Origin of the sequence: Cellulophaga sp. BC115SP, assembly GCF_009905545.1 — a bacterium.
Lineage (GTDB): Bacteria > Bacteroidota > Bacteroidia > Cytophagales > Spirosomataceae > Flectobacillus > Flectobacillus rivi.
This window is the reverse complement of the sequence record NZ_JAAALB010000029.1, coordinates 42,422-64,429: the sequence shown is the minus strand read 5'-3', so window position 1 is coordinate 64,429 and position 22,008 is coordinate 42,422. Positions and strand designations below refer to the sequence as shown.

Sequence of the window (22,008 nt, the reverse complement as noted above, 5' to 3'; positions counted from 1 at the left end):
ATGTGCACGAAAGATTTTATAGTAAATCACTAGAAATGAATAATTTCAGAATGATATTCTTATGAATGTTCGGGCTTGTACTGTATTTCTACGGTAGCGTCAACTTCATCATCAGGTGCAGGAATTGGTTTTACAAAACTGTAGTATAGCACTGGTACCACAAATAGGGTAAGTATCATGGAGATAATTAAACCAAATGCTAATACACTACCCAATGGCGCCCAAAGTGGAGATTTTCCCACTATCATCGGAATAACGCCTACGGCTGCCGCTGCCGATGTCAAGAATATAGGGCGCATTCTTCTTTTGGCCGAAGCCAATGCCGCCGCTTTGATGCTGTATTTATGCTCCAGAACAAGTTCGTCGGCATAATCTACGAGGATTATACCATTCCGCACCACGATACCAATGAGACTAATCACTCCCATAAAGGCCGTCATACCGATTGGATTATTGGTAAGATACAAGCCCAAAAATGCTCCTAACAAACTCAGTGGAAACGTAGCAAGAATAATCAGGGTTTTTCCAAAACTTTTGAATTGAAATAATAAAGTCGCAAAAATCAAAATCAAACTTACTGATAAAGCCGTTAGCATACCTGGAGTATTTTCTCCATTTGATTCGGCATCACCGCCATATTGTATGCTAATTCCCTGAGGTAAATGGAGCTTTTCAATTTGTGGTTGTACTTCTTTTAAAATCACGGAGGCTCTTATGCCATTTTGTGCTTCTGCAAGTACGGTCAAGGTTTTCAAACCATTACGATGGGCAATCACACCTGTATGCCATGAGGGCGATAACTCAGCTACTTCTCTTAATGCTACTTTTTTCCCATAAATGGTACTTAAGTGTAAATCTCCTAGGGCGTTGATATCTTTACGATTGTCTTCGGCATATCTTAGGAAAATATCAACAGGTTTATCACCTTCCCACAATTGAGATACCGCGTATCCTTTTAGTCCTGCCCCAAGGGTTTGGGTAATAACCTGATGTGGAACTCCTAAGCGTGAGGCAACATCCTCGTTGATTTTTAGACTAATTCCTAAATAATCATTTTCATAATCATTTCTGACCCAGTTTGTGCCTTTGGCTTTTTGCAAAATAGCCTCAATTTGTTCAGCAACACGTTTTTGGTCTTTAATGTCATTTCCAATAATTCTCACTGCGATAGGAGAGCCTTCTTGGAAACTTAGCTGACGAAAACGCACATAACCGTCTTTGATAAAACCTTCAAATTTGGGACGATATTCCTTTACGATTTCGTCCGTGGCCTGATTACTTGCAGTTGTAATAAATAACTGAGCAAAGTTTCGTCGAGGAATTTCTGGTGCATAAGAGGTTTGGAATCTTGGAGAGCTTGTACCCACAAAGCTTGCGATACTCAATACACGTTTATCCTTTTTGAGAATAGCTTCCACTTCTGAAACCTTTTTATCTGTTTCATTCAAAGCAGTGCCATCTGGCATCCAAACTTCTATATTAAATTGATTTCTTTCACTCGTCGGGAAAAACTCTTGATCTACTTTTCCAGCAATTACAAAAGCGAGTAATACCGCTCCGAGGGCTGAAAACATCGTAAGTTTTGGCCATCTAAAACAAAACTCTACTCCAATATTGAAAAGATTCTGTAAGTGATCTAACAGCGATTTTCTAGGAGGTCGGTCAGATATTGTATGTTTTAAGCCTTTTTTGATAAATACATAACACATATAAGGTGTTAAAAACAAGGCTACAAGCATAGAAGTAATCAAGGCGATAGCCACCGTAATAGGTAATGATGCCATAAAGTCTTTGGCAATACCGTTCATGAAAAAGGCTAAAGGTGCAAAGGCAAAAATAATCGCCAAAGTAGCCGTGAATATTGGTAAAGTGAGCTGTGTAGCCGCTTGCCATGCACCTGTCCATGGGGTTAGTCCTTCGTCCAGTTTTTCGATATAATTGTCTACCACCACAATGGCGTTATCCACTACCATTCCCAAGACAATAATGAGGGCTGCCAAGGATACCTGATGTAGTTCAACCCCAATCATATTCATCAAACCAAACGTTATAAGAATCGCAATAGGGGCTGCCACCGAAGATACTACTGCCATTCGAATCGGTAAGAGGAGCATTACAACGATAATTACCGATGCAATGGCCATTCCAAACTCGACCATAAAGTGATCAATACTTTCGGCAACTACTGCGGGCTGATTTACAATGTTCTCAATTTTGATGTCATCTGGAAACGACTTTTGTAATTCCGCCAACTTTGTATCGACTTTTTCTCCAAAATCTACAATGTTATTTCCGGGTTGCATCTCTGTAGAAATGAGCATGACTTTATCTTTTCCAATTCGAATAAAAGAGGCTTCTTCTTCATACCGTCTTTCTATATACGCAATGTCTTTTAGTCGTACTTGCTCACCACTAGGAGTCGTATAAACCAGTTGATTGGCAATCTCTTCCTCGGTATGATATTGACTTTGTGTAAAAATTGGAATCGTGTTGGATTGTACCGTTACTTCACCCGAATACTCTGTTATATTCTGACCTTGTAAAGTTTTTACAATAGTCCCCAAATCAAAACCATATTGCTGTATCTTTTTATCATCAATAGTCACATAAATCTGCTGACGCTGTCCACCTGAGCGGTTTATTTTTGATACTTCTGGAATCGTTTTAAGCACATCTTCCATTTTGTCGAGATACTGCTCCAATTCGGCATAACTTCGGGTTGAGGACGAAACGGCGATAATTTGAGCTGTTACATCGCCAAAATTACTATTAACGATAGGCCCAATAACTCCAGAGGGTATCGACGCCCTCAAAGTTGTGTTGAGTCCATGCTGTAAAGTAGCCCAAAACTTCTTACGGTCTTTAATACTCGTATGTAATTCAACTGTGATAAATACTTGTCCATCACGTGTTTGAGACTTTGTTTTTTGTTTGTTGACTTCCTCAAATGAGAATAAGAATTGTTCAATCTTGGAGGTAACTTGTTTTTCCATCTGCACTTCATCGGCGCCAGGAAAAAAGGCATATACCATCGCCACAGGGGCTTCTATTTTGGGATCTTCTGCTCTTGGCATATTCTTCAAAGAATATATCCCAAAGAGCAAGAGTAAGCTTGCTATCACAATGGTTACCTGTTTGTAACGCATAGCAGCTTCAATCAAGTTAATATTTCGTTTCTTCATGTGTCTTTTTCCAAAAGATTAGGAATGTGTCTTGAGTCGAAAGGGTTGAAATTTGAGCGTAAAAACTCTATATTAGGTACCTATTCGGTTCATTACCTGTAGATTATATCAAAAATCTCAGACAATAGTCAGCCAGCTACCACAGATGCCCATAGTAGTATAAAAAAGCTCGGCTAATGTGCTTCGTAATGATGGTTTAAGAAAGAGTATTGGTGTTGGAAATACTATAATTGTACTTCTGAACCGTCATGTAATTTCGTTTGTCCTTCTATCACGATACGTTCGTCTTTATTCAATCCTTCTTTAATGATTACCTCTTTACTACCAATCAATGACCCAACAGTCACACGTTTTTTAAGTACTTTTTTCTCCCCATTCATTACGTACACATAGGTAATATCATCTGCATCTCGAACGACCGCATTGGCAGGAATCGAAAGGGCTGGCACCACTCGATTCGGGTTGATTTCTACATTAGATATCATCCCAGGAAGAATACGATTTTGAGGGTTATCCAGCTGAATTTTAACGATATAAGTCTTCGAAATAGCATCCGCTTGAGGATTGATAATGGATACAGTCCCCTTGATAGACTCATTGAGTGTTGGAATAAAAACCGAGGCAGTCATCCCTTGTTTGAAATTACCAATTTCAGCCTCTGGAACTGTAATTTTTGCAAACACTTTATCTGTTTTGATAATACTAAAAGCTGGAACTCCAGGGGCTGCCATACTACCTTTTTCGACAAGCTTCTCCGTTATAATACCAGCAATAGGCGCATGAAGTTTGCTATCTGCAATATGTTTGGTATTGATATTTTTGTTAGCCTGCGCTTGGGCAACTTTAGTTTTGATCTCGATAAAATCTTTGGCTGGAAGACTTCCTTTTTGATACAAATCATTGAGGCGCTGATACATATCTTCGGCTTGTTCGAGACCTGCTTTTGCAATAATCAGAGCGTTTTCATACTCGGTGGCATCGATACTAGCCAAAAGTTGTCCTTGACGTACAAATTGTCCTTCTTTTGCTATTACTTGGTTGATAACCCCTGCTACAGCAAAACCAATTTTACTCGTATTGTCTGGCTCGATGCTTCCTGTGTACGACAAACTTTGTATGCGATTTATCTGCTGAACCTCTTGAGTACTTACACGTATCGCATGATTGATTTGTTGCTGCTCTGGTTGTTTTTTACCACAAGAGGATAGTATCACAGTGCACAACGCAAATGGGAGTACCTGTGTCAAACTTGGCTTGATCATAGAGATTTATTATTGACTTGTTATGAATTTATGCAACAAAATTCCGCATAATCATCGCTAATCAAAAGGTCTGAATATCTCCAAGATTGGTCTAAAAGTAAGTTTTAACTTTTCTAAGTAATTTTTTCGAGAAAAATCAACCAATTATTCTACTTTTCTAAATTCTGAAGGTGAAAATCCTGTATGTCTTTTAAAAAACTTCCCAAAAAAAGATTGATCACTGAAATGCAAAATATCTCCTACTTCTGAAATACTCAAGCTGGAGTCAGTTAGTAATAGTTTGGCCTCTTGAATGACAAAATCGTCGATTAATTCCCCAGCGCTCTTTCCTGAGACTTCTTTGACTGTTTGGGTCAGATATTTAGGATTAACATTGAGTTCGTTGGCATAATATTGTACATTTCTTTGTTCTTTAAATCGCTTTTGAAGCATATTGACAAATTGCATGACAAGATGTTCTTTTCTGGTGAAGGTTGTATTTTTGACAGGTGCGTACTTTTGCGCTATGCCTCCAAGCTCGTAGAGAAAGATATTGAATACATTTTTAAGAATTTCTTTTCCAAAAGGATGTTCTTTTTGACCATGATAGCGAAATGATAATTGTTCTGTCACCTCTTTCATTCTATTAAAATCAGGTAAATCAGGACTCCATAGGGGTGAACCTTGGTAAGAAATGTAATTAAAAACCTCAGGAAGATTTTTGAATTCCGCAATTTGTGCTAAAAAGTTAGGGGTGAAGGCAACCCCCGACACGATAGACCCTTCCATGGCACACAACGAGCGCTTGATGTCGTTTGGCGCTGTTACCACAAGTTGATGTTCATGCGCTTTGTACTCTTGATTATTGATATTGACGGTTATTTCGCCACGAAGCACTAGTATTACAAAGAAAAATTCTGTTCTATAGAGATAATCAAATTTTTCGTTTTCATAAACCTCCGTAGCTATCTTCACCACAAAGTCGTTTGAAAATGACTCAACATCAATCGAATGCTCCTGAACAAAGTCAAGGAGATTGAATACAGGAATATCTTTTAATTTATTTGCCATGAATACCCAGTCAATTATCTAAATAGTAAATGGACAACTCAACTACTTTGAAGAATAGTTCCAAGTAGGGGTTATTTATGAAAAGGAGCGATTCCCGTAGGATTTGAATTTATGGGTTAAGCTTGTCAATCCATTTAATATTTAAAAACCTGTTGCTAATCTCTATAAATCTTGTAGATTTGTATATAATTAAGACAGGAAACATAACACACAATTTCATAACCACTCTCCCTTAATCATAGAAGCGCCTGATAGAAAGACTTTTATTCGTTTTTTGAACGACTAAGAGCCTTGTACGTATCTGATTTATCTCTTGACTTAAATGGTCTTATAGCTTTATTCATCGTATGAATTTTACCTTATCTCACTCAAAGGCTACCAGCTATAGCCAAACCTTATCCCATTTGATTATGGATAAGATGGCAGCATTTGCGCAATATGTACTTGAAATTGATTTTTTTAGTGCTTGCGTATATAGAGGAGAGGAACTTGAATGCTATCTGTGCAATTTGCCCAATACAGGTATTGAAAATATACCAGCCACAGTAACAAGACAATCCTTCGCCCAATATGCTTTTGATAAGGTAATTTTACTCAAAAGGCATCTTTCATTTGAGACACCTTGGCAAGAATATTCTGCCATTAAGCAAACATGGCTTGTGCAAAGGGCTTTAGATCATGATTACAAGGTAGTTTTAGGTTTTCACGCTTTAGAAAACCGTGAATTAGACACTGAACGCTATACGCAAATTTTAGATTTCTCTGAGGCAGTAGCCTATCAAGTAGGATATTATGGTTTAAAAAATCAATTGAATGTACCTTCTCACGTATCTCCTTTGCATGAATTACAAAATAACCTTGGACTTATTGGTATCAGTGAGGGCATAAATACGGTTCGAGATTTAATTTTACGTGTTGCTCCAACAGACTCAACCGTTATTATTTTGGGAGAAACAGGTACTGGGAAAGAATTAGTGGCTAAAGCTATTCATGAACAATCGAATCGGAAAGATAGTGTTTTTGTAAAAATCAATTGTGCGGCTATCCCCTTCCATCTCCTTGAAAGTGAATTGTTTGGACATGAGAAAGGAGCATTTACAGGTGCCGTAGAACGCAAAATTGGGAAGTTTGAATTAGCAAATGGTGGAACCTTATTTCTGGATGAAATTGGAGATATGCCTCATGAGCTTCAGGCAAAACTACTAAGGGTAATACAAGAAAAAACCTTTGAACGTGTTGGAGGGAATAAGACCGTCAAAACCAATGTTCGCATTATTACTGCCACGCATTGTGACCTAGAAAAATTAATAGAGGCTGGCGCTTTCCGACAAGATTTGTACTACCGACTGCACGTGTTTCCTATCCAGATACCTGCCTTGAGAGAAAGAGTGGAAGATATTCCTGTATTAGTGGAACACTTTGTTAATCACTTTGCCAAAACGCTCAACAAGCCTTTACTTGGGGTTAGTCAACAAGTGTTGAACTGTTTGATGCAAAATACTTGGCAGGGAAATGTCCGAGAATTACAACATGTTATCGAACGAGCCTGTATTTTATCGAAGGGAAAATTTATTAACAAGGTTTCTATCTCTCAAAATACGATACAAGCTAGAAGCGATGATTTTGAAATAAGACCTTTACAAGAAATAGAACGAAATTATATTATTCAAGTGCTTCAATATTGTCATGGAAAAGTATTTGGAGAAAATGGCGCAGCCCAACTTTTGGGTTTACCCCCGACAACCTTATTGTCGAAAATGAAAAAACTACATATCCAAAAGCAGATAGGCTAGTTCGAGGCTTAGTCTTGAACTAGTCATTTCATACTTCATTAGTATAAACGCTTACTGATAAACCAGCTTAATGCCGTGTTTCTTTATTTTGGAATAAAGGGTCTGTGCAGATATTCCTAATAGTTCGGCGGCACCACCTGCACCAGATACTTTGCCATTACTTGCTTTTAAGGTATTGATAATATGCTCTTTTTCCATTTCATCCATTGTCAGAATAGGACTAGGTTTTTCAGTTTCTACCTGATGTTTAGTCTTTAATTCTGGTATTGGGAGTGTATTTATTTCAGCATTATTTGCCAAAAGAATGGCTCTTTCGATACAGTGTTCCAATTCTCGAATATTTCCTGGCCAAGTATAGTTTTGAAGTTTTTCACGCGCTGAAACAGACAAACTGGTGATTTTTTTACCCAGCAATAGCCCATACTTTTCAAGAAAATAGCTTGTCAAATCTTCAATATCTTCCTTTCGTTCACGTAGTGGCAAAAGCTCTAAGGGAAAGACGTTGAGGCGGTAATATAAGTCTAGTCGAAAACGACCCTCCGATACTTCTTTTTCTAGATTACGATTCGTTGCTGCAATAACTCGAATATCAACTTTTAGGGTCGTGTCGCTTCCTATTCGCTCAAATTCTTTTTCTTGCAAAACTCTTAATAGCTTTACCTGTGCTTCGAGTGGCATTTCTCCAATTTCATCCAAGAAAATCGTTCCGCCATGTGCTTGTTCAAACTTTCCTATACGTCGCTGGTTGGCACCTGTAAAGGCTCCTTTTTCATGACCAAACAACTCAGATTCAATAAGATTGATGGGTAGAGCAGCACAGTTGACAGTAACAAAAGGCTGTTTATTGCGATTAGATAATGTATAAATCGCCTTGGCTACTTTTTCTTTACCCGTTCCACTTTCACCCAAAATTAACACGGAGGTAGGAGTGGGGGCTACCACTTGAATTTTATGAGTTAACTCTTTCATAAAAGGACTTTTGCCTATAAGCCCCGTTACTTCAGAGGTAAGCTCTACTTGTGTTTCAGTCTTAATAAAACCTGTCTCTATGCCGTATCTATGGCGTGCAATATCGAGCATGACAAATAAATCTTTGTCTCGAAAAGGTTTTACCAAAAAACCATAGGGTTGTGTTTTTTTTGCAGATTCCAGACTTGAATGATTGGTATTAGCCGAAATAAAAAGAAAAGGAATATTTCTTTTATGCAGTATTTGAGCCAAATCTACGCCTGTCAATTCACCTTTTAGAATAATATCAATGAGCACCCAATCGGGTTTCTTTTCTTCAATATATTGTAACGCTCTTTCTACAGAAGATGCAATTCCTGTTACCAAATAGCCTCCTTTGGTAAGCATGAGCTTAAGGTCATACGCTACAATAAACTCATCTTCAACAATTAATATTTTATCTTTTTTAGACATTCACTAACTCTTTATGTAGAGGAAAAACAATTTTCACCTTCACGCCATGATCACTTGTGATTTCAACATTTCCGTCTATTTGCTCCGCTAAACCATAAATCAAATTGACTCCTAATGACTCGGAGGTATGTTGTAAAAAATCATCTGGAAGCCCAATACCATTGTCACGTACCCCCAAATGTACAAAGTTCTGCTCATCGAGTTGGAGACAAATACGAATCACACCATCACTTTGGTTAGGAAAGGCATATTTAATGGCATTATTAATCACTTCATTGAGGATTAAACCTACTGGAACTGCCTGAGAAACATCAAGAATAACATCGTCGAGGACATAATCCATGGTAATCTTTTGCTTAAAATTAGAGTACTCTTTCACATACGAAATCAACTCAGCTATATACCACCGCATATCGATAGTTGATAGCCCATCCGTTTGATACAGTTTTTGATGTATCAGCGAAATGGCTTGCATACGTTGTTGGCTTTTCTGGATAGCCACTATGGCATCCTGATTATTAAGATGAGCCGATTGTGCATTGAGCAGGCTAATAACTACTTGTAAGTTGTTTTTAACTCGGTGATGTATTTCTCGAAGAAGCCACTCTTTTTCATTTAAGAGCTTTTTAAGTAAATCATTTTGTTGATTGATTTCAGCTTGTTTTTTCTCAAGTTGTAAATTGACTTTTTGCTTGAGTCGGTATCGACTAACAGAAATTACTAATAAGAGCAATAAAATTACGGCTCCAGCGATAATATTGACTTTTAAAACTCTTTCATTTTGGATAATACTATTCTGAATTTCTGTCTTTTGTTGTAAAATTTGGATATTCTTATCTTTTTGTTCGGTTTCAAACTTTACTTGAAGATTGATAAGCTGTTTGGCTTTTTCGATATTCAATAAAGAATCAGAAGCTACTTTATATAGTTTTAGATGCTTTATCGCATCCTGAAGCCTACCTAATGCAGAATCAGCTTTATAAATATTCTGATAGGCTAAGGAAAGATAAAGGTAGTTTTTTTCTTGAATAGCTATTTTTTCGTAATCTAAAAGTAGTGGATAGGCCTTTTTATATTGATGTGTTTCGACCAAATATCGTGTGATACTATTGAGATAAAACTTGTAATAAGCCTGTTCTGGTGTGAGTGTCGAAAATATATCCCACACCTTTTGATAATGCTGTTGAGCTTTATCAAACTCACGAAGTCCAATATAGATATTCAAATAGAGATAAGGAATCCGCCCTATCATTTCTGCACTTAAGTCTTTGGCATATTTTTTTTCGAAAAAAATTAAATCTTTTAGGGCACCTTTATAGTCATTGATGCGGGCTTTAGCAGTAATAATATTACCCGAAATCATTTGAATATAGCTTTGCTCTTGGTATTTTTTGGCGATGACTAATGCCTTTTCCCAATAGGCAACAGCAGGTTTTTCTTGTTTTAAATAATAATATACCAGTGCGGTGGTGTTGTAAATGCTGCTCATTTGTAAAGATGAGTCTTTGAGTGACTCAGCAGTTTTTACAGCGGAGATACTATTTTCGAGGGCATTATCGTACTTACCCATCTGTATATAAATACTAGCCATCAGTTTATACACGCCTTGGGTATCAGGTATTTTAGCCTTTTGAAAAGCAACAAGTGCCTCATTTAGTTCTTTCAAGGCTTGTTCTTTCTGATTATCAATAATCAGTAAATCTCCGAGCATTTGTCTTGCAGGAGCTTCTTTATTGTAGGCATTGGCTTGTGCAAAATATAAGATGGCTTTTTGATAAAACTTTATTTTTTGCTTGATATGATGTTCATCTTGTTCTATCAAATGCCCTTCATTTTCAAAATAATCGCCTTTTTGCTCTGGTAAATTATACAGTTTGGCAAAACCATACGCTTTTCTAAAAAGTAATTTCCCTTCTTTTCGAAATCCTTTTTCCAACAAAATACTACCTCTTAGATATAGACTTTTGACATATTCTGGATGTAAATTATTGATAACACTCATCCGCGTAGCATCTTCTGCCAAGGTTGATGCACTATCTAAATCAGATTTTAGTTCTCCATTCCTTAACAAATAATGCTCACTCAAAAGTAAAAGCGTATTCACTTGATTAAGGGGCGTAACTTTACCTTTGAGCACACGCTTAAGTGAATCGGCTTGAGCCAATGTTAGCACTTTAGTGTTTGCTTGAAAGTTAGTCAGTAATCCTGTGGCAACGAGCAACAAGCATATTCTTGGAAAAAAAGAGAACGTTTTCATTATGATTCAGAATAACAAATGGCGATTGAGAGGTAATGCAAGCTAGCCAATTTGCTAGCTTGTATTAATAAAATTACACAAATTTTACTTTAGATGTGCTCTTAACATCCATGCCATTTTTTCATGGGTTTCCATCAAGCCAGTAATAAAATCACTTGTCCCGAGGTCGTGTAAGTCGCTAGCAAAACGATTAATGTTTTCACGTAAGTGAAAAATAATCGTTAGGTGGTCTTGTAGTAATTCTTTGATTAGTCCAAGACTCGTATTTTCTTCACGGGTTTCTTCGGTTAAACGAGTGAGTTGTGAATAGCGTTTGAGCGTAGCAGGGGCAAAATGACCAATCGCCCGAATACGCTCGGCAATATCGTCGATAATGTCGTCTAACTCATCATATTGTTTTTCGAAGAAAAGGTGCATTGTATAAAAATCTGCGCCTTCTACATTCCAGTGAGCATTGCGTGTTTTGGTGTACAAAACAAACTCATCCGCTAATAATTTTGACAGCTCTAGGGCTATTTCCAAGCGGTCATGCTCTTTGATACCAATGTGTGTTTCCATATTTTATGTAAAGTTTTGAGATAAGTGACGGGAGTTATTTGTTAACAGTATATCGGTTATGTGTTTAGGCAACAGGCACAAGGCAAAGAGTGTTAAAATGTTTTTTATGTTTTGCCGAATGCCCAAAGCTAAAAGCCGAAAGCTCAATATTTGAATTTAATTTTGCCAACTAGCCTAATGCCTAATGCCTATGGCTTACAGCCATTTTTAAAACTTCCGAATAATTACGACGCCAGCAATAATGAGTAAAATTCCTAGAATACGGTATAGGTTGATAGGATGCGGGTGCGGAACTAATACGTTGAAATGGTCTAATAATAAGGAAATCAATAATTGTCCTGCCACCGCCAACCCAAAAGTTAGTGCTGGTCCGAGCCTAGGAAATGCCAATACCATGACAGTTACATAAAAAGCGCCAAGCAAACCAGCCACCCACAAATGAGAAGGCGCTGATTTTACCGAACTTAAAACAAGTGCTTCCCTGTTGACTGCAACATACGCAAACATACCAATCGCCCCAACAATAAAGGAAATCAATGTAGCCCAAGAAGGACTGTCGAGTGCCTTACCCATACGGGTATTGAGTCCCGCCTGAATCGGTAACATGGCCCCAGCCATAATCACCAATAATATCCAAATACCTTTATTCATCGTAATGAGATTTAGAAAATAAGAAATAGTCCAAACTGTAATTTCCTGCTCCAGCGAAGGTTAAAAAAATAAAAGATAGGCTATACATGAAAGGCGTATCTTTGACCAGCAAGGAATCGCCTGCATGTACCACTAAATATCCCATTAGCGTTACGCACCAAATGGGGATGCTTGAAAAACGGGTGAATAACCCCAAAATCACAAATATCGGACAAACCAAATTGGCCGTCAGAATAGCGCCATCATTCAACCATGAGGGTAAGCCAAAAGGGTTAGGGATTTGTTCAACTACTCCCGTTGTAATACCCAGCTTTTTGAGACCATGAACCAAGAATAGCTCCGTCCCCAAAGCCACTCTATAAATCAATAGGAGGATATTCCAAGATTTCGGTTGTAGATTACCCACTAAAAATAGGTTAGATAACCACTGATTAAAAGGTTCTGATTTCATACATATTTATTAGGTTGAAGAAAGTTATTGAAAACGTAAAGCCTTGCTCAACTACTTGTGAATACTTTTAAATTCACTCAATAAATCGGCGTGAGCGTATTTTCTATTTCGCTTCTAAAACGTTCAAATTGTATAGGAAGCTTCAGTGATTGCCCCAATTCGGCAAGAGGTTCATCTACATCAAAGCCAGGACTATCCGTTGCCACCTCGAACAGCACTCCGCCAGGTTCACGGAAATAAATAGAATGAAAATAAGTTCTATCCATAATAGGTGAAACATGCAAATCTGCATCTAAAACCTTCGCTCTTTGTAGCGCAATAAACTCATCGGTTGGCGTTCTGAATGCCACATGATGGACAATACCAGCGGCAATAAATGCTTCGGGTTCATCAGGTAATTCAAGAATATCGATATATGCAGCATTGGCTTCGAACTGATGCGAAAGTCTCGTAAATGCACCTTGCTTGCTTGAAACTGTATATCCTAGCAGTTCCTTTAGTACCTCAACACTTGGTTCAGTTTCATTGAGGGTGAGAGTTATACCATAAAAACCTTGTGTAGCGTACTGAGCAGCGATTTCGCTGGTTATCCAAGGCTGGGATGTTTTGCCTTTTTCTGTTTCTATCAACGCTAATGATAAACCATCTGGATCAGCGAAGGATAAGATATTTTCTTCAAAACCATCCTTTTGTTCTACAAAACGAATGTTATTTTGTGCCAAACGCTTTTTCCAAAAATCTGTACTTCCTACAGGAATGGCAAAAGTAATCTGAGAAACTGTTCCTGCGCCAGGGATGCCTTTTACCTCATCGCCCCAAGCAAAAAATGTCAGAATTGTTCCGGGTGAACCCGCTGTATCTCCAAAGTAAAAGTGATACGCATCAGGAGCATCGAAATTGACAGTCTTTTTGACTAATCTCAATCCTAATACTTTGGTATAAAAATCATAAGTTCTTTGGGCATCGCCAGCAATTGCTGTGATATGATGTAGCCCGTATGTGAGGTTTTCCATGAGCATTGATGATGTTTTTTGCTAAAACTTTACTTGTGTAGTGAGTGCTGTCATAAAAATGTCTTTCCCTGCGCTTTCTGCCTGAATAAAAGGACCTGAAGCAAACCACGTAGCCTCAAGTCTGAGGTACACAAAAGGATTAAGTTGATAATTAAAATCTGTAGCCAACTGAGTACCGATAAATTTTTCTTCGGTATTTTTTCCTGCATAAATCACCGACATATTGGGTGCATAAATACCGTCGTGCTTGCTCAACCGCCAAAAAATATCGTAATCCATACCCCAATTAAGTCTGTCTGTCAATTCTAAATCAATGGAAGGATGAATATCAAATAAATTGGAAGGACCGATTAGTGCTGCCAGACCAAAATAAGCTCCTTTGGGATATAAGGGATTAAAAGTTTCCACCCGATTATCGTTAGGATTTTCATCACCAGAGATAGCTTCAGTTTTTAAGCCAAACTTTGGTTTTAAACGCCATTCGTCTAATTGAAAAGTCGTATTTGATGAAATTGTCCAAGCACGAATGGTTTTATCTTGAAAAGCTCCAAACTGATATACTCCTTCAAAATCATATTGCCAAGCACCTGAGGTTTTCCAAATACGAGTGCCAAGTGAGTGACGAAGTTCTTCGCCTTTACCAGCTACAAGTGTGGCTGTTTTTTTCCAGATACCCAAGTAATAAACATCGATATTGTTCAATACAGGAGCATGATTAATGACCGAATAAAGCCCCCAAAATTTAGCATTTTCATTAAAATGGTCGTCAAAAATTCCTGTTTTGTTGGCGACGGGATGCGAGAAAAAGGCATCAGATTTGAAGTTTTTTTGTTGGTAAATAAGTTTCAAGGCATCAAATGCCATTCTGTTATTGGGTGCTTCACGGACTGCCACTAATCGCTGTGAACCATAAGATAACTCTTGTCGACCAATGCGAGTGGTAAGTATAGTTTGTGATGAAGTGTTCCATTTTGCCTCAACAAATGCCTGATGTAAATCCAGTGGGTTTTCTTCGACGACACTTGGCGCTAGACGGCTATTGGCCATGCTACTTTGCAATTGTACAAAGGCTCTCAAATGCTTGTTTAAATGCCAATCTGCATGACCCAGAAAACGTGTGAGTAAAAATCCATCTTTGTCAGGTGTGGCATCGCCCCAGTCTTCATTTTTGAGGTAAAAGTATTGATAGCGCACCTCTCCACCCAAAGACAAATAGGGAAGTTTTTGATGCTTTGTCAATGGGATAAACTTAATTTTATCGTAACTGCCTACACTGCTATCACGTTTAATTTTTGACCAATCTTCGTCATAACGAAGCGGCTTGAAAAGCGAAGCTTTTTGAGCAAAAGCACCAATACTTCCTAAGAAAATACCCAATGCCAAAATCGCGGTTTTCATACGGTATAACGAAGATTAAGTAAAACAATATTGGGCAATAGGCTGTAGGCTGTAAGCTGTAAGCTAAAGTAGTTTCTCATGTCAACCTATTTTAGGCAAGCACAGCCTAATGCCTATTGCCTAATGCTTAAAGCTTATTACCACTATTATTTGGTTTGGTAGCCTCCATAATATTTGACTGGGCTCCAGCTTGGAATTACGTCCAAAGGTAGGGGTGCGATAGCTTTAAAATCTCCTTTGCCATACACCACTTTACCATCGAGAATAGTCAATTCTGAAGTAATTTCCTTGATTTTTTCTTCTTCTATATTGAAGTAGTCATCACTCAGTACCACTAAATCGGCCAGATACCCCGAAGCAATTTTCCCTTTTTGTTTTTCTTTAATCAAATCATAGCCTCCTGCTGTATATAATTGGAGTGCTGTTTGGCGATCAAGCGTATTTTCTTTGGCCATTACCTGATTGCCTCCTAATGATTTTCCTGAAACTATCCAGTATAATGACATCCATGGATTGTATGAAGCTACTCGCGTTCCGTCGGTACCTAGACCAACAGGAATACCCAATTCAAGCATTCTTTTAACTGGAGGACTATTCAAGGCTGCTTTTTTGCCGTATCTACGAATAAAACTTTCTCCTTGATAAGCCATACGGTGCTGAATCGCAATACCGCCACCCAAGGCTTTTATGCGCTGCATATTTTCTTCACTGACAGTTTCGGCATGATCAAAAAACCAAGTTAGTCCGTTGAGGGGAGTTTCTTTGTTTACTTCTTCGATTACCGCCAAATCTCTTGAAATACTTTCGTTATAAGTAGCATGTAATCTAAAAGGCCAGCGATTTTTTACTAGTAATTGTAAAACAGGCTTTAACGAGCTTTCCATAGTAGTTGGCAACTCAGGACGAGGGAAAAGAAAATTCTCAAAATCAGCCGCATCTGCAACCAAATTTTCGCCACCACCTTCAACATGATAATCTACCTCATTATGCCCATTTGGATGCACAGCGTCCAAATCTACCATGCCAACCCATTTGGTATAGTCGCTTATTTCAGTACCTTTTTTCTGAGCAAACAAATAATAGGGCAACCGAACGGTTATTTTTCCTGCTCGGTCGAGCGAATCTGTGATTTTGTAATCATCAGGAAAATTCTGGAAACCGCCACCTGCATCCATTACCGCAGTCACACCCAATCGGTTGAGCTCGGTCATGTATTGTAGAGTGGAATTAATTTTTTCGTCGAGACTAAGCTCTGGTAATTTTGCTAGTGTAGAATACAAGATATAGGCATTAGGCTCAGCGGCTAGTAATCCTGTTGGGTTTCCATGTTCATCTTTTTCTATTAAACCTCCCATTGGATTGGGCGTATCTCCGTTGATATGAAGTTTTTCGAGACCAGCCTTATTGAGCCAAGCTTTTCCATAGAGATATAAAATAAACGTAGGAGTATTGCCCGTAGCTTGATTGATTTCTTCAAGCGTTGGCAAACGTCTTTCTTCAAATTGGTATTCGTTCCAGCCACCAACTACACGAACCCACTGACCTTCTGGGGTGCGCTGAGCTTGTTCTTTGAGCATTTCTAACGCTCGTTTTAGGGATTTAACGCCGTCCCAACGTAATTCAGTATTAAAAAATCTTCCCCCACGGATTACGTGTAAATGGCTATCGAAAAGCCCTGGGATAATGGTTTTTCCTTTAATATCTACTACTTGTGTTTTGGATGATTTGTAGGTTAAAATTTCTTTGTTACTTCCTACTGCCAAGACTTTGTTTCCTGCAATGGCAATAGCTTCGGCATTACTCTTTTGAGCGTCAAGGGTATGTACTTTGGCATTAATCAAAACAAGATCAGCTTTGATTTTTTGTCCAAAACCTTGAAATATGACAAAGGTTAAGAGAATAGTGAGTGCGGTTAACTTCTTCATGACAATTAGAAAGGTTTGGGTAATGGGGCAATAATGCTGAATTATGAATTGTGAATGTAAAGTGTTAAATAGCAATACTTTACATTCACAATTATTTTAATTTTGCTCGCTTTAAACGGTAGACTTTCGGTAAAAATATTCCCCTTGAATTCAAAGAATCTTTTTGGCTTAATGCCTACAGCATATAGCCTATTAATGTTTCAACATTTCGTGAGCATATTGGATACCGATACCGTAAGCACCACCGTATTTTTTAACGAGGTTGGTTACAGGTACATAAGTCTCGCTTCTTGCCCAGTCTCTTTGTAGTTCAAGTAAGTACTGGATAGACGTCATTGGGTGCGCACCAGCTTGTACCATACGTGCAATAGCTTGGTCATGAGCCTCTTTTGATACGTCACCACTAGCGTCCGTTATTACATATACGTCATATCCTTCACTGATAGCAGACAATGCTGGACCTACAATACAAACGCTAGTCCACAAACCTGCAAGGACAATTTTCTTTTTACCTTTATCAACGATGGCTTTGTGAGCATTTACATCTTCCCAAGTATTCATAGTAGTACGGTCGATGTATTTGGTAGTAGCTTGAGGGTAAAATTCAGAAACTTCAGGAAAAACAGGACCACTAAATGATTTTTCGGCTACTGTTGTTACAACCGTAGGAACATTAAAGATTTTAGAAGCACCTGCTACAATGGCCGTATTGTTACGTAATTCGGTCATATCGATATTTTTTGTAGCAAAACCCATTTGACTTTCATGGTCGATAAGCACCAAAGCATGGTTACTTGGACTCAACAACATTGGAGATGGTTTTTGCGCTAAACCAATAAATGAAACAAGAGCGAATGCGATAGATAAGATGGACTTTTTCATGGTTTTAAATGTTTATTGTATTGTGTTGTGAAAATTTTGGGCAAAGTTTTTCCGTCTCCCAAAATGGGGAGTTGAGCTACATTGCAGGTTTTTGAGTATGAATTTTTGATTTACAAAACCTTCAACGAGTTATTGATTCTCTGTTGTTGCTTTGTTGATTCAAAATTACTACAAGCATTTAGCCTGTGCATTGATGTATGTTAAGTAATGAGATTTTACGCTGTAGGCGATAAGCTATTGGCATTAAGTAAGGGAAATAATATAAACTGCTTAATGCCTATAGCCTAAAGCGGGTTAATGCAATTAAATCCCTATTTTGTCAAAAATGCTAGTAATTCTGAATTAAACTTATCCAATTCCTCAATAAACAATGCATGACCACTATTTTCAAATTTCACAATATAAGAATCTGCAATGCCTGCGTGCATTTGTTCTGCTAGATGAAACCCACAAATAATATCCTTGGTACCATGGAAGATTGCAGTAGGGACTTTGATTTTGCCTAAATCTTCTCGCAAATCTTCATCACGTAAGGCAATCAAACATTGAGTAGTAGCGTAGAAAGATGCTTCAAAGTTGATTCCGCCCAACCAGCCAGCTAAAGGAGCAGAAATAGCTGTTTCGGATGCACCGAAAATCTTTCCAAAATTTTCTAATAATTGTGGACGATTGGTGATACTCAAATCAATCAAACCATTTACCGCTTCTGCCTCAGACCAAATTGGAGCCGCAGCACCAAACAAGGCTAACTTGTTAATATGTGCGCCTGCATACTTAGCTGTAAAATGAATCGAAATAGCACCGCCCATCGAAAACCCTCCTAAAAGTGCATCTTCAATATTGAGTGTTTCGAGTACAATTTTGATATCCTCGGCAAAGATATCATAGTTGTAAGGACCAAAAGGCTTGTCTGATTTACCAAAGCCACGAAGAGTAATACCAATAACACGATAGCCTTTGGCGACTAAAAATTGATATTGATACTCATACATGGCATTGCTAAGCGGCCAGCCATGAATCAAAACCACCACAGGGCCTTCGCCCAAATCAGTTACATGCAATTTTACATTTTCTTCAACTGCGATAAATTCACTTCTTCCTGCTGAAGTCAGTTGTCTGTTAGATAAGGTCATTGTTAGATTTGGAGTTTTAGTGAAAAAATAGTTAGAGATAATCTCGGTTTATTAATTCCTAAAAACATGCCATAGTCTCAAATGTCTGAATATTAGATATTTATAAAATTTTATAGAATTTTAAAACTACGATATTTCGTAGTTTTATGAAAGTACAGTACTATATTTCATAATCTTTATCTAGAGGTAGCACATTGGTGCATAAACACGACATAAAATTTAAGGCTTATTCTTATTCCAAGATACGTACTTTGGAATAAGAATAAGCCTTAAGTCATACTATTTAGATGACCACGAGAATATGGTTTCCTATTTGAACAAAAGAGGCGCTAATTCATGTAAACTTCTACGCCATGTTTGGAATTCATGACCTGTTTTTTCGGAAACATAAGAAACAGCATTAATATTAGCTTCCTTCAAGGCAGTTACTGCACCGATAACGCCTTCGGGTCTTTCTCTGCTACCGCAACTCAGGAAGATAAGTTTTACTTTCGATTTATCTTTGATGTCAGTTGGAGCATAAGTACCGCCACTCAAAAGTGCATAATACGAAAACACTTCTGGCTTATTCAAGGTAATGGTTTTTGTTTCCATACCGCCCATACTTAGTCCAGCCATAGCACGGTGCGATTGTTTGGCAATAGTTCTGAAATGAGCATCCACGTAAGGTATCAATTCATCTATCAAAACTGTTTGAAATGGTTCGATTTTGAACTCTCTGATTTTTCCAAATTTCACTTCGTTGGTCATGCCGTAAGTATTTACGATAATAAAAGGCTTGATTTTCCCTTCGGCAATCAGGTTATCCATAATTAAATTGGCGCGACCTTGGTTCATCCAAGCAGTTTCGTCCTCACCCCAACCGTGTTGTAAATACAAAACAGGGTATTTGTCTTTGCCCAATTCGTAGCCTGGAGGTGTATAAACAAAGGCTCTGCGAGAAGTATTGCTACTTGGTGATGGAAACAGCACTTGTTGTACATGACCATGCGGTACGTTTTTGAGGGCATAAAAATCTTGGTCATGGGCAGGAATTTCGATGCCACTTTCCCAACGAATAGAGCCGTAGTAATTCATAGCTCCGGGGTCATTGAACTTTCCTCCGTCGATTTTTACATTATAATAATGAAAACCTTCGTCCATTGGGCCTTCGGTTGTACCCATCCAACTGCCGTCACTGGTCTTCTCTAATTTTGTACCGCCTCTGCCACCAAGTCCCAAACTTACTCGAACGCTATCAGCAGCAGGAGCAATAATCTTGAAGCGAGCATATCCTTGAGAGTTTACCATTGGATATTCTTGTTGTGGTTGGTTGAGCGGAGAAGGTTTAAAGTCCTCAATGATGGGGTTTTGTGCCAGAGCAATACCACAGGTTGATATGCTGAATAAAAGAGATAAAACGGTACTTTTCATTGTTAAATTTAGGTTTATAATCAAAAATAAAATTCGAGATGTTTTTGATTCAAGTAGTTAAATAATAGGTCATTATGTTTTTTTATGCAAAAAAATAGATTTCTTACAGCCAATTGTTACGTTTTAACCAATCAAAAAGAGGTTCCATCCAGCCTTTATGCCTAAAAATAAATCCGTGGTCGCCCTTGGGATAAATGTGCATTTCGACCTCAACTTTGTTTTTCCGTAAATTTTCAAAATAGGAAATACTATTATCAACATCGACGAGTTTGTCGTCGGTGGCGTGGGTCAAATAGGCAGGTGGCGTATTGTTTTTGATTTGTAATTCGTTTGAAAAAGTTTCGATGTCGACTGCGGTAGGATTTTTACCAATCAAATTATCACGAGATCCACCATGTGTCAGTCCATCTTTCATCGTAATAACGGGATAAACTAATATCTGAAAATCAGGTCGTAAGCTGGTGTTATTGGGATTTTCGATATACGATTTCTCAAAATGCCTAGCGGCAGTACTAGCCAAGTGTCCTCCTGCCGAAAAGCCCATGATACCTATTTTATTTTTATCAATCCCGAATTTGTTAGCATTTTCACGTACAATCTTAATGGCTTGCTGAGCATCTTGTAAAGCCCCAATTTTTTTATCAATCATGATATCATCGTTGGGTAATCTGTACTTTAACACAAATGCGGATATCCCTTTTTCTGCCAACGCTTTGGCGGTACTCAGTCCCTCGCCATTGTAAACAATTACACCATAACCACCTCCTGCAATCACGATGACCGCAGTACCATTTGGTTTTTCAGGCTTGATATATTCTAGGGTAGGGGAGAGCACATCCCTGTAAACTCCATTTTCATTAATTTCTTTTTTGCTTGTAGCTTTAGCATTAGGAACTGTGCCATCATATAAAGGAATAATTTGCTGAGCATTCACTGCATAGCTATTGATAAAAAGGACAATAACAAGAAGCTTCTTTTTCATTTTTGTATAAAATGGTTTTACATTTGACTGATTTACAATATTTTATAAAAAATAATATGCAATCCCTTATCCACGTAGGAATCAATGATAAATTTTATTGAATATAATCCTCCTGTCGATTTTATCTATGTTTTCTTTATAGACGTAGTTTAGCGTATAATCTTTAGTCCGAAAAGTTTCCGAATCATGTATGAAATCTTTCATTGCTAAGTCAATATAAATATTATAAATCTTCAATGAATCTGTCAAGTTTTTTGCGTCTTTGGCAATGGTATATACATTCTTACTTTGATATAAATAATTTTGCGTATAAACCTTCACATACAAACTATCTCCCAATTGGCTAACATCTAAGGAATCTACATATCTTAAAGAATCTATCGGAATATTTTTGATTTGTTCAGAAATCTGATTCCACTGTTCTTTTTTAGGAAAATATCCTATGAGTCTAAAGTCCATATCCATAAACTCATTTAAGCCAATTCGGCTTATGTTTTTATAGCTATTACTGGTGCTTTTATAGGTATTTACGGTGTCTGGTTGTACTGAAATATAGCTCGCCCAAGAACCACGATCGTAGGTACTTTGACTAAGTATCAATAGGATGAGGAATGAAAATATCTTTATCATTATCAG

General features: G+C 37.8%; 17 protein-coding genes. 1 reads left to right on the top strand and 16 read right to left on the bottom strand.

From position 1 onward, the window contains the following. Positions 1-59: 59 nt before the first annotated feature. The 3 genes from GVN22_RS18675 to GVN22_RS18665 form a co-directional block, all read right to left on the bottom strand. On the bottom strand, positions 60-3,182 hold the full coding sequence (locus GVN22_RS18675) for an efflux RND transporter permease subunit (RefSeq protein ID WP_205690957.1): 3,123 nt from the start codon (positions 3,180-3,182) through the stop codon (positions 60-62). A gap of 224 nt (positions 3,183-3,406) precedes the next feature. Further along, positions 3,407-4,444, bottom strand: a complete 1,038-nt coding sequence (locus tag GVN22_RS18670; RefSeq protein WP_166552528.1) for an efflux RND transporter periplasmic adaptor subunit — start codon at positions 4,442-4,444, stop codon at positions 3,407-3,409. Positions 4,445-4,588: 144 nt separating this feature from the next. Then, positions 4,589-5,494, bottom strand: coding sequence for an AraC family transcriptional regulator (locus GVN22_RS18665; protein WP_166552527.1), 906 nt, complete (start codon positions 5,492-5,494; stop codon positions 4,589-4,591). A gap of 347 nt (positions 5,495-5,841) precedes the next feature. On the opposite strand from GVN22_RS18665, the gene GVN22_RS18660 reads away from it, so the two are divergent. Next, complete coding sequence (locus tag GVN22_RS18660) at positions 5,842-7,287, top strand: sigma-54-dependent Fis family transcriptional regulator (RefSeq protein WP_166552526.1); 1,446 nt, start codon at positions 5,842-5,844, stop codon at positions 7,285-7,287. Positions 7,288-7,338: 51 nt separating this feature from the next. On the opposite strand, the gene GVN22_RS18655 is transcribed toward GVN22_RS18660, so the two are convergent. The 13 genes from GVN22_RS18655 to GVN22_RS18595 form a co-directional block, all read right to left on the bottom strand. Beyond that, on the bottom strand, positions 7,339-8,709 hold the full coding sequence (locus GVN22_RS18655; RefSeq protein ID WP_166552525.1) for a sigma-54 dependent transcriptional regulator: 1,371 nt from the start codon (positions 8,707-8,709) through the stop codon (positions 7,339-7,341). Beyond that, positions 8,702-10,966 (bottom strand): histidine kinase dimerization/phosphoacceptor domain -containing protein, encoded by a 2,265-nt coding sequence (locus GVN22_RS18650; protein ID WP_166552524.1) that lies wholly within the window; start codon positions 10,964-10,966, stop codon positions 8,702-8,704. The genes GVN22_RS18655 and GVN22_RS18650 overlap by 8 nt, the downstream gene beginning before the upstream one ends. 84 nt (positions 10,967-11,050) lie before the next feature. Continuing rightward, positions 11,051-11,524 carry a Dps family protein gene (locus tag GVN22_RS18645; protein ID WP_166552523.1) on the bottom strand — a complete coding sequence of 158 codons (474 nt, stop codon included), beginning with the start codon at positions 11,522-11,524 and terminating at the stop codon, positions 11,051-11,053. 207 nt (positions 11,525-11,731) lie between these two features. Beyond that, complete coding sequence (locus tag GVN22_RS18640) at positions 11,732-12,175, bottom strand: DMT family transporter (RefSeq protein ID WP_166552522.1); 444 nt, start codon at positions 12,173-12,175, stop codon at positions 11,732-11,734. Then, complete coding sequence (locus GVN22_RS18635; protein ID WP_166552521.1) at positions 12,168-12,626, bottom strand: DoxX family protein; 459 nt, start codon at positions 12,624-12,626, stop codon at positions 12,168-12,170. Before GVN22_RS18635 ends, GVN22_RS18640 begins: the two co-directional genes overlap by 8 nt. 77 nt (positions 12,627-12,703) lie before the next feature. After that, positions 12,704-13,639, bottom strand: a complete 936-nt coding sequence (locus tag GVN22_RS18630) for a ring-cleaving dioxygenase (protein WP_166552520.1) — start codon at positions 13,637-13,639, stop codon at positions 12,704-12,706. A 21-nt stretch (positions 13,640-13,660) separates the two neighbouring features. Then, positions 13,661-15,037 carry an alginate export family protein gene (locus tag GVN22_RS18625; RefSeq protein WP_166552519.1) on the bottom strand — a complete coding sequence of 459 codons (1,377 nt, stop codon included), beginning with the start codon at positions 15,035-15,037 and terminating at the stop codon, positions 13,661-13,663. Between the two features lie 146 nt (positions 15,038-15,183). Then, positions 15,184-16,962, bottom strand: a complete 1,779-nt coding sequence (locus GVN22_RS18620) for an amidohydrolase (protein WP_166552518.1) — start codon at positions 16,960-16,962, stop codon at positions 15,184-15,186. A 192-nt stretch (positions 16,963-17,154) separates the two neighbouring features. Beyond that, complete coding sequence (locus tag GVN22_RS18615; protein WP_166552517.1) at positions 17,155-17,844, bottom strand: hydrolase; 690 nt, start codon at positions 17,842-17,844, stop codon at positions 17,155-17,157. A 311-nt stretch (positions 17,845-18,155) separates the two neighbouring features. Next, positions 18,156-18,977 (bottom strand): alpha/beta fold hydrolase, encoded by an 822-nt coding sequence (locus GVN22_RS18610; RefSeq protein WP_166552516.1) that lies wholly within the window; start codon positions 18,975-18,977, stop codon positions 18,156-18,158. A gap of 309 nt (positions 18,978-19,286) precedes the next feature. Continuing rightward, positions 19,287-20,390: an alpha/beta hydrolase-fold protein gene (locus tag GVN22_RS18605; protein WP_166552515.1), complete on the bottom strand. Its 1,104-nt coding sequence runs from the start codon at positions 20,388-20,390 to the stop codon at positions 19,287-19,289. A 103-nt stretch (positions 20,391-20,493) separates the two neighbouring features. Beyond that, positions 20,494-21,372, bottom strand: a complete 879-nt coding sequence (locus GVN22_RS18600; protein WP_166552514.1) for an alpha/beta hydrolase — start codon at positions 21,370-21,372, stop codon at positions 20,494-20,496. A gap of 81 nt (positions 21,373-21,453) precedes the next feature. Next, positions 21,454-22,002 (bottom strand): hypothetical protein, encoded by a 549-nt coding sequence (locus tag GVN22_RS18595; RefSeq protein WP_166552513.1) that lies wholly within the window; start codon positions 22,000-22,002, stop codon positions 21,454-21,456. Between the last annotated feature and the right edge of the window lie 6 nt (positions 22,003-22,008).

What these genes read in the sequence shown, in the direction of transcription:
- GVN22_RS18675 (WP_205690957.1), bottom strand. Translation starts at nt 3,182, where the DNA reads ATGAAGAAACGAAATATTAACTTGATTGAAGCTGCTATGCGTTACAAA.
- GVN22_RS18670 (WP_166552528.1), bottom strand. Translation starts at nt 4,444, where the DNA reads ATGATCAAGCCAAGTTTGACACAGGTACTCCCATTTGCGTTGTGCACT.
- GVN22_RS18665 (WP_166552527.1), bottom strand. Translation starts at nt 5,494, where the DNA reads ATGGCAAATAAATTAAAAGATATTCCTGTATTCAATCTCCTTGACTTT.
- GVN22_RS18660 (WP_166552526.1), top strand. Translation starts at nt 5,842, where the DNA reads ATGAATTTTACCTTATCTCACTCAAAGGCTACCAGCTATAGCCAAACC.
- GVN22_RS18655 (WP_166552525.1), bottom strand. Translation starts at nt 8,709, where the DNA reads ATGTCTAAAAAAGATAAAATATTAATTGTTGAAGATGAGTTTATTGTA.
- GVN22_RS18650 (WP_166552524.1), bottom strand. Translation starts at nt 10,966, where the DNA reads ATGAAAACGTTCTCTTTTTTTCCAAGAATATGCTTGTTGCTCGTTGCC.
- GVN22_RS18645 (WP_166552523.1), bottom strand. Translation starts at nt 11,524, where the DNA reads ATGGAAACACACATTGGTATCAAAGAGCATGACCGCTTGGAAATAGCC.
- GVN22_RS18640 (WP_166552522.1), bottom strand. Translation starts at nt 12,175, where the DNA reads ATGAATAAAGGTATTTGGATATTATTGGTGATTATGGCTGGGGCCATG.
- GVN22_RS18635 (WP_166552521.1), bottom strand. Translation starts at nt 12,626, where the DNA reads ATGAAATCAGAACCTTTTAATCAGTGGTTATCTAACCTATTTTTAGTG.
- GVN22_RS18630 (WP_166552520.1), bottom strand. Translation starts at nt 13,639, where the DNA reads ATGGAAAACCTCACATACGGGCTACATCATATCACAGCAATTGCTGGC.
- GVN22_RS18625 (WP_166552519.1), bottom strand. Translation starts at nt 15,037, where the DNA reads ATGAAAACCGCGATTTTGGCATTGGGTATTTTCTTAGGAAGTATTGGT.
- GVN22_RS18620 (WP_166552518.1), bottom strand. Translation starts at nt 16,962, where the DNA reads ATGAAGAAGTTAACCGCACTCACTATTCTCTTAACCTTTGTCATATTT.
- GVN22_RS18615 (WP_166552517.1), bottom strand. Translation starts at nt 17,844, where the DNA reads ATGAAAAAGTCCATCTTATCTATCGCATTCGCTCTTGTTTCATTTATT.
- GVN22_RS18610 (WP_166552516.1), bottom strand. Translation starts at nt 18,977, where the DNA reads ATGACCTTATCTAACAGACAACTGACTTCAGCAGGAAGAAGTGAATTT.
- GVN22_RS18605 (WP_166552515.1), bottom strand. Translation starts at nt 20,390, where the DNA reads ATGAAAAGTACCGTTTTATCTCTTTTATTCAGCATATCAACCTGTGGT.
- GVN22_RS18600 (WP_166552514.1), bottom strand. Translation starts at nt 21,372, where the DNA reads ATGAAAAAGAAGCTTCTTGTTATTGTCCTTTTTATCAATAGCTATGCA.
- GVN22_RS18595 (WP_166552513.1), bottom strand. Translation starts at nt 22,002, where the DNA reads ATGATAAAGATATTTTCATTCCTCATCCTATTGATACTTAGTCAAAGT.